Origin of the sequence: Streptomyces sp. P6-2-1, assembly GCF_050613165.1 — a bacterium.
Classification (GTDB): Bacteria; Actinomycetota; Actinomycetes; order Streptomycetales; family Streptomycetaceae; genus Streptomyces.
This window is the reverse complement of sequence record NZ_CP192513.1, coordinates 4,463,398-4,470,000: the sequence shown is the minus strand read 5'-3', so window position 1 is coordinate 4,470,000 and position 6,603 is coordinate 4,463,398. Positions and strand designations below refer to the sequence as shown.

General features: G+C 72.2%; 5 protein-coding genes (1 of these 5 only partly in view). 3 read left to right on the top strand and 2 right to left on the bottom strand.

Annotated elements, in window-relative coordinates; genetic code table 11:
* Both ACQYWQ_RS19280 and ACQYWQ_RS19275 read right to left on the bottom strand, forming a co-directional pair.
* Nucleotides 1-238 carry the 5' end (the start) of a glycoside hydrolase family 71/99-like protein gene (locus ACQYWQ_RS19280; protein WP_431036157.1) on the bottom strand. 1,463 nt of this gene lie to the left of the window's left edge, so the window shows 238 of its 1,701 coding nt (coding positions 1-238); it begins with the start codon at nucleotides 236-238; its stop codon lies beyond the left edge, outside the window.
* Between the two features lie 201 nt (nucleotides 239-439).
* Entirely contained in the window at nucleotides 440-2,659 is a 2,220-nt protein-coding gene (locus tag ACQYWQ_RS19275; protein WP_431036156.1) for an ROK family protein, read from the bottom strand.
* Nucleotides 2,660-2,910: 251 nt separating this feature from the next.
* Between ACQYWQ_RS19275 and ACQYWQ_RS19270 the strand changes: the two genes are divergently transcribed.
* The 3 genes from ACQYWQ_RS19270 (at nucleotide 2,911) to ACQYWQ_RS19260 (ending at nucleotide 6,531) form a co-directional block, all read left to right on the top strand.
* A complete protein-coding gene (locus ACQYWQ_RS19270) occupies nucleotides 2,911-3,831 on the top strand; it encodes an ABC transporter permease (protein ID WP_431036154.1) in 921 nt (306 codons plus the stop codon).
* Nucleotides 3,828-4,820 (top strand): carbohydrate ABC transporter permease, encoded by a 993-nt coding sequence (locus ACQYWQ_RS19265; protein WP_431036152.1) that lies wholly within the window; start codon nucleotides 3,828-3,830, stop codon nucleotides 4,818-4,820. The genes ACQYWQ_RS19270 and ACQYWQ_RS19265 overlap by 4 nt, the downstream gene beginning before the upstream one ends.
* 88 nt (nucleotides 4,821-4,908) lie before the next feature.
* A complete protein-coding gene (locus ACQYWQ_RS19260; protein WP_431036151.1) occupies nucleotides 4,909-6,531 on the top strand; it encodes an extracellular solute-binding protein in 1,623 nt (540 codons plus the stop codon).
* The last annotated feature ends 72 nt before the right edge of the window (nucleotides 6,532-6,603 follow it).

Genomic DNA, 6,603 nt, shown 5'->3' with positions numbered 1-6,603 from the left:
GTTCGAAGGTCTGGTTGCCCGGTGCGGGCAGCGAGCCCGCCCAGTGGCGCCAGGCATCGAGCGGGGAGCCGTCGGACGGGTGGTTGAACCAGCCCTGATACCCCGCGTAGACGTGGCCCTTGAGGGTGGGGGGTGCGGCGGTGGGGCTCGCCGCTCCCGCCTGGGTGCCGAGTGCGGTGGCCAGGAGAGTGAGAGTCGCCGCGGTGGCGAGGGAGAGACGGGTACGGCGTCTGGGCATGGGGGGTCCTCGGTTCCGTAGAGGTCCTGAGGCGTCCGGGGACGCCGGGAGAGGGAGCTTCGGGGACGTGCGCGGCACCGGTGGGGTGCCGCCATGAAAATCCCTCGGATGTACCTCGTCAACCGGTAGGACGAAAGCGATTTCCGTGCGGGGCAAGGGAGATGGGGCGGCGTACGCGCCACATCCTTCCCGCCTGGCCGGTTAGTTCTTTGCCCGCCTGCCGGTCTTCAGGCTGGGCGTGAAGGTGGCGTGGAAGACGCTCGAAGCGGCGCCGACAGCGGCCGCCTCCTCGCCGAGGTGCGAGGGCGCGACGTGGACCGTGCGGACGTGGTGGGCGAGCGGGAAGGTGTTGACGGCCGCGGTGAGGAGGTCGAGGTAGCGGCCGCGGACGCCGGGGAGCACCGCGGGGCCGCCGACGATGAGGAGTTCGGTGTCGAAGAGCCCGACGAGCCCTGCGGCGCCCCTGGCGAGGACGCGCGCGACGCCGTCGACGACCTCGCACACGACGGGATCGCCCTCGGCCGCACGGGCGCAGACCCACGGGTAGGCGTCCTCGCCCGGCGGCACGGGGAGCCCGGCAGCGCGGACGCGGGCGAGGGTCGTGGAGATGGGGGCGCACTCCTCGGCGGAGCGCGGGACGTCGTCCTCGCCGGGGGTACGGGGGCGCGCGCACAGCTCGCCCAGCTCGCCCGCGTTGCCCGTGGCGCCCCGGTGCACGTCACCGCCGAGGAAGGCGCCGCTGCCCGCGCCCGCGCCGAGGTAGAGGTAGACGAAGTCCTCGGCGCGTTCGGCGGCGCCGAGCCAGCGTTCGCCGATCGCCGCCGCTGTCGCGTCCTTCTCGACGACGACGGCGCTGCCGAGCAGGGCGCTGAGCCCGGCGCCGACCTCGACGCGTTCCCAGCCGTCGAAGAGCGGCGGGTCGAGCAGGACGCCCGCGCGCCGGTCGAGCGGTCCCGGCAGGGCGACTCCGTACCCCAGCACCGGTCCCCCGTCCGGGACTTCGGCCGCCGCCTCGCGGGCGAGCGCGGCCATCTCGGCGAGGCACCAGGCGGGGTCGCGGGGGGCTTCGAGCGGCATCCTGCGGCGGGCGACGACCTGCCCGCACAGGTCTACCGCGACGGCCGTGATCATCCACGGGTCGAGGTGGACGCCGACCGCGTATCCGGCGTCGGGCCGCAGGCGCAGCGGGATGCGGGGCTTGCCCGCGCCCGCCGAACGGCCCTCGTCCTGCACGATGAGGCCCGAGGTCAGCAGGTTGCGGGTGATGCGCGAGACGGCTTGCGGGGTGAGCCCGGTCGACGTGGCGATCTCGACGCGGCTGAGGGTGCCCGCCTCGCGGATGCTCTCGATGACGAGCTTCTCGTTGTACGAGCCGAGCGCGAGCTGGTTGAAGGCGCGCGGGGCGGGACGGGGCGCCGAGCGCGCGGTGGGCGGCGCCGCGGGACGTATCCAGCGCAGGGAACCTTCCGCCCGCGCGCCGGGGGCGGGGAGTTCCGCCAGCGCGGCCGCCAACGCGACCGGGTCGCGGGCGAGTTCGGCGAGGAGGAGAACGCGCAGGAGGGAGGTCGCGCGGGTCGCGGCGGGGAGCGTGTGGGGCTCGGCGCCTTCGAGGTCGGGGGCGGGGCCGAGGGTCAGGGCGTGGAGGGTGCGGCCGGGGTGGCGGGCGCGTACGGCTTCGTACAGCTCCCGGTACGGGAGCGGGGCGGGCTCCTGCCGGGAGCCGGGCGCTTCGGGGGCCGTTCGCCCGGGGGCGGGCGCTTCGGCGGGGTCCGTGCCGAGCGCGTCGAGCGCCCCGTACACGTACGCCGTCGCGTCGCGGACGAGAGCGGTGGCGCGGCGCGAGGGGCGGGGGCGGCCTTCGAGGGGTGCGCCGAGGAGGAAGAGGGCGCGTTCGCCCCCCTCGTGGACCGGGCTCGCGTGGACGGCGAGGAGGTCCAGGTCGCGCAGGGGGCAGGGCGGGTCGGCGGGGACGGTGAGACCGGCGACGCCTGGGCCCGCGCCGAGGCCCCAGCGGCGGCGGACGGCGGCGAGGGTCGTGTGCGAGACGCCGGTGCGGGCGGCGAGCGCGCGGACCGAGAGGGGGGCCTCGCCGTCGGGGGCCGGGAGGAGCGAGCGGGCGACGAGCGCGGCTTCGTCGACGCGTGAGGGGCGGCCGCTGCGGGGGCGGTGTTCGAGTCCGGCGAGCCCTTCGGCCGCGTAGCGGCGGCGCCAGGTGGTGACGGTGGGCCGGGAGACGCCGAGGCGGCGGGCGCTGTCGACGACGCCGGTACCCGCCGCCGCGTCGAGGACGATCTGCGCGCGCAGGGCGCGGGCGCCCGAGCCGCGTGCCCAGCCACGCAGGCGGGTGCGGTCGGCGGGGGTGAGGGCGAAGGCGGCTCCCGCTGCCCGGCCCGGCGTCGTATACGTACGTTGCCCGCTCATCGTGCTCCTGCCTCCGTACCGTCACGATCCGCGCCCGGCAGCCGTAAAAGAACTTTGCTGCCATCATCGGCCCCCGTACACCCTCCAGCCAAGGGATGCGGCGCGTGTGCCGTCGAAAATCCCTTGCGGCAGTGGACAGAAAGCGCTGTCGGACGCATTGACTCCACGCAATCCATTGATTTTACATAGCGGCCCGAGGGGCCCACTCAGCGAAGGCCGGGCCCGCCCTCCGCCGTTGAAGGGCTTCGCCCATGTCCCAGCTCACAGGACCACGGAAGAAACGCCGCGTCGACCGCGGCCTCTTCTGGTTCACCGTGCCCGGCATCGCCGTGGTGCTGCTCTTCCACTACGTGCCGCTGCTCGGCAACGTCATCGCCTTCCAGGACTACCAGCCGTTCATCGGCATCATGCACAGCCGCTGGTCGGGCCTGGACAACTTCTCGGTCCTCTTCAACGGGGACTCCGCGTTCCTGCACGCGCTCTCGAACACCTTCCAACTCCTCATCATCCAGGTGGTATTCGTCTTCCCGGCGCCGATCCTGCTGGCGCTCGCGCTCAACAGCCTGGTGAGCGAGCGGGTCAAGAAGGCCGTGCAGAACGTGCTCTACCTGCCGCACTTCCTGTCGTGGGTCGTGGTGGTCGCGCTCTTCCAGCAGATGCTGGGCAGCGGCGGGCTCATCAACGTCTTCCTGCGCGCGCAGGACATGGGCACCTGGAACATCATCGGCGACCCCGATCTCTTCAAGGCCCTGCTGACCTCGCAGGTCATCTGGAAGGACACGGGGTGGGGCACGATCCTCTTCCTCGCCGCGCTCTCGCGCGTCGACACGGATCTGTACGAGGCGGCGGCGATGGACGGCGCCGGACGGCTGCGGCAGACGTGGCACGTCACGCTGCCCGCGCTGCGCGGGCTCGTCGTCCTGCTCCTGATCCTGCGGCTCGGTGACGCGCTGAGCGTCGGCTTCGAGCAGATCATCCTGCAACAGGCCGGGGTGGGGCTGCCGGCGAGCGAAGTGCTCGACACGTACGTCTACAACAACGGCCTGCTGTCCGGGCAGTGGGGTGTCTCGGCGGCCGTGGGGCTCGTCAAGGGCCTGGTGGGCGTGGTCCTGGTGCTGGGCGCGAACAAGCTCGCGCACTTCTTCGGCGAGGAAGGGATCTACCGCTCATGAGTACCGCGCGACTGCCCACGACGCCCGCTGCCGCGGAGGTGCCGGGACCCAGGGACCGGCGTCCGGCGCGCCCGCCGCGCGCGCCGGTGCGGCGCCGCATCGACGCGGGGATACCGGGGCAGACCCCGGCCTCGCCGCCGTGGCGCGTCCTCAAGTCCCTCGTCATCCTGCTGTGCTGCCTCACCGTGATCCTGCCGTTCCTCACGGTGCTCTCGACCTCGCTCGCCGACACGGCGCAGGTCAACGAGGCGGGCGGCTTCGTCCTGTGGCCGGACCATCCCTCCCTCGACTCCTACGAGGCGATCCTGCGCGGCGGGCTCGTGACCCGGGCGATGGCGGTGAGCATCGGGGTCACGGTCGTCGGTACGGCGCTGAGCCTGCTCTCCAGCGTCACGCTCGCGTACGGGCTGAGCAGGCCCGGTTCCTTCGGGCACAAGCCGGTGCTGATGATCCTGCTCTTCTCGATGCTCTTCGCGCCCGGCGTCATCCCCAGCTACCTGCTGATCAAGCAGCTCCATCTCATCAACAGCTACTGGGCGTTGATCCTGCCGACGATGGTGAACGCCTTCAACGTCATCGTCCTGCGCTCCTTCTTCCAGAGCATTCCGCGTGAACTCCTCGACGCGGCGCGGATCGACGGGGCGAACGAGCTGAACATCCTGACGAAGGTCGTGATGCCGCTCTCGCGCGCCTCCGTCGCCGTCGTCGGGCTCTTCTACGCGGTCTCGTACTGGAACGCCTTCTTCAACGCGCTGCTGTACATGAACGAATCGGCGAAGTGGCCCATGCAGCTCGTGCTGCGCACGTACGTGGTGAACAACGCGGCGATCGGCGCGGGCGAGGCCTCGGCCGCCGGGGCGCCGCTGCCGCCCTCGCAGGCGCTCCAGGCGGCGATCATCGTGCTCTCCATCGTGCCCATCGTGCTCGTGTACCCGTTCCTGCAACGGCACATGAACAAGGGCGTGATGATCGGCGCCGTCAAGGGCTGAGACCCCGGCGCCCCTCCGCACCACCCCGATTCCCCGGACACCACGAACCGGACCACCACGAGCCGGACCACCACGAAGGAGCAGCCCTATGGGACCCCTCATCTCGCGCAGGGGACTGCTGCGCGCATCGGCGGGAGCGGCGGCCGGTCTCGCGCTCGCGAGCTGCGGCGACGGCGGTCCCGCGATCCCGCTCACCGGCGGGGCGAAGGCCGACCTGCCCGACTACGTCCCGTACCAGGGCGTCGCGCCCGACCTCGCCGGTACGAAGAGCGGCGTGCTCAACGGGTACCGGCACTACCCCGCGGAGCCGGCCCCCGCCTTCCCCGACGGGCCGCCCGCGAAGGGGCCCGGGGTCAGCGTCATGACGCTGACCTTCAACCCCGTACCGCCACCGCCCGGCCGCAACCCGTACTGGCGGGCGCTCAACGAGCAGCTCGGCACGGACCTCGACATCGAGATCGTGCCCGTGGCCGACTACCCCAGCAAGTTCTCGGTCGTCGTCGCGGGCGGGGACCTGCCCGACGCGATGCTCGTGCTGCCGACGGCGAGCCAGCAGCCCGCGATGTTCAACGCGCTCTTCGAGGACCTCACCGAGCACCTGTCGGGCGCGGCGATCCGCGAGTACCCGTATCTCGCCAACATCCCCACCGACGCCTGGCGCTGGACGGTCCGCAACGGCGGGATCTACGCCCTTCCGATGCCGCGCGCGAACGCGGGCAGCATCATGTTCTACCGCTCCGACCGGTTCAAGGAGCGCCGGCTCGACCCGCACCCTGCGGACTTCAAGGAGTTCAGACAGCTGTGCAAGGACGTCTCCGACCCCAGGCACAGCAGGTACGCGCTCGGTGACCCGCTCACGACCTGCTACTTCGTGATGGAGATGCTGGGCGGGGCGAACATGTGGCGCGAGGAGAACGGCAGGTTCACGTACTGGCTGGAGACCGAGGAGGTGCGCGAGGCGCTCGACGCCGTGCGCACGCTCACCAAGGAGCAGCTGCTCCACCCGGACGCGTACAGCGTGGTCGGCAAGTTCAAGGACTGGTTCGGCAACGGGCAGATCGCGCTGCACTACGACGGCAACGCGGGCTGGAACGACTTCTACCGGCAGTACGCGCGGAACAACAAGGGCCTGGAGATCGACGGGATGCTCGCGCCCGGCTTCGGCGGCGGCGAGGGCAGCCACTGGGCCGGGTACTCCAGCTTCGCGGTGCTCGCGCTCAAGAAGGCGCCCGCGTCCCGTATCCGGCAGATACTCCGGCTCGCGAACGCGATGGCGGCGCCCTTCGGCACCGACGCGTACAAGCTGCGCAAGTACGGGCTGAAGGGGCACGACCACACGCTCCGGGGCACCGACCCGATCCTCACCCCGGACGGCACGACCGAGACCGCGCTGCCCACCGGCTTCGTCACCGACGCGCCGCTCTCGCTCTACTTCCCCGAGCGCCCCGACGTCGTGGACCGCCAGCACTCCTTCCAGCGGCGCGCCGCCGACGTCCTCGTGCGCAACCCCACCGAGGGCATCTACTCGGAGACCGCGGCCAAGGCCTCCGGGGGCCTCCAGCTCAAGACCGACGACGCCATCAAGGGCATCATGCAGGGCCGCAACCCGCTCTCCTCGCTCGACGAGACCGTCCGCTTGTGGCGGCGCGAGGGCGGCGACCGGATGCGCGCCGAGTACGAGAAGGCATGGGCCGCCGGCCCGCGCGCCTGAACCCCGCGCCGCCCGACGGCCGCCCGGCGCCCCGGACCCTGCCGGGGCCTCCCCACTCCCCCACCCCGCACC

What these genes read in the sequence shown, in the direction of transcription:
- ACQYWQ_RS19275 (WP_431036156.1), bottom strand. Translation starts at nt 2,659, where the DNA reads ATGAGCGGGCAACGTACGTATACGACGCCGGGCCGGGCAGCGGGAGCC.
- ACQYWQ_RS19270 (WP_431036154.1), top strand. Translation starts at nt 2,911, where the DNA reads ATGTCCCAGCTCACAGGACCACGGAAGAAACGCCGCGTCGACCGCGGC.
- ACQYWQ_RS19265 (WP_431036152.1), top strand. Translation starts at nt 3,828, where the DNA reads ATGAGTACCGCGCGACTGCCCACGACGCCCGCTGCCGCGGAGGTGCCG.
- ACQYWQ_RS19260 (WP_431036151.1), top strand. Translation starts at nt 4,909, where the DNA reads ATGGGACCCCTCATCTCGCGCAGGGGACTGCTGCGCGCATCGGCGGGA.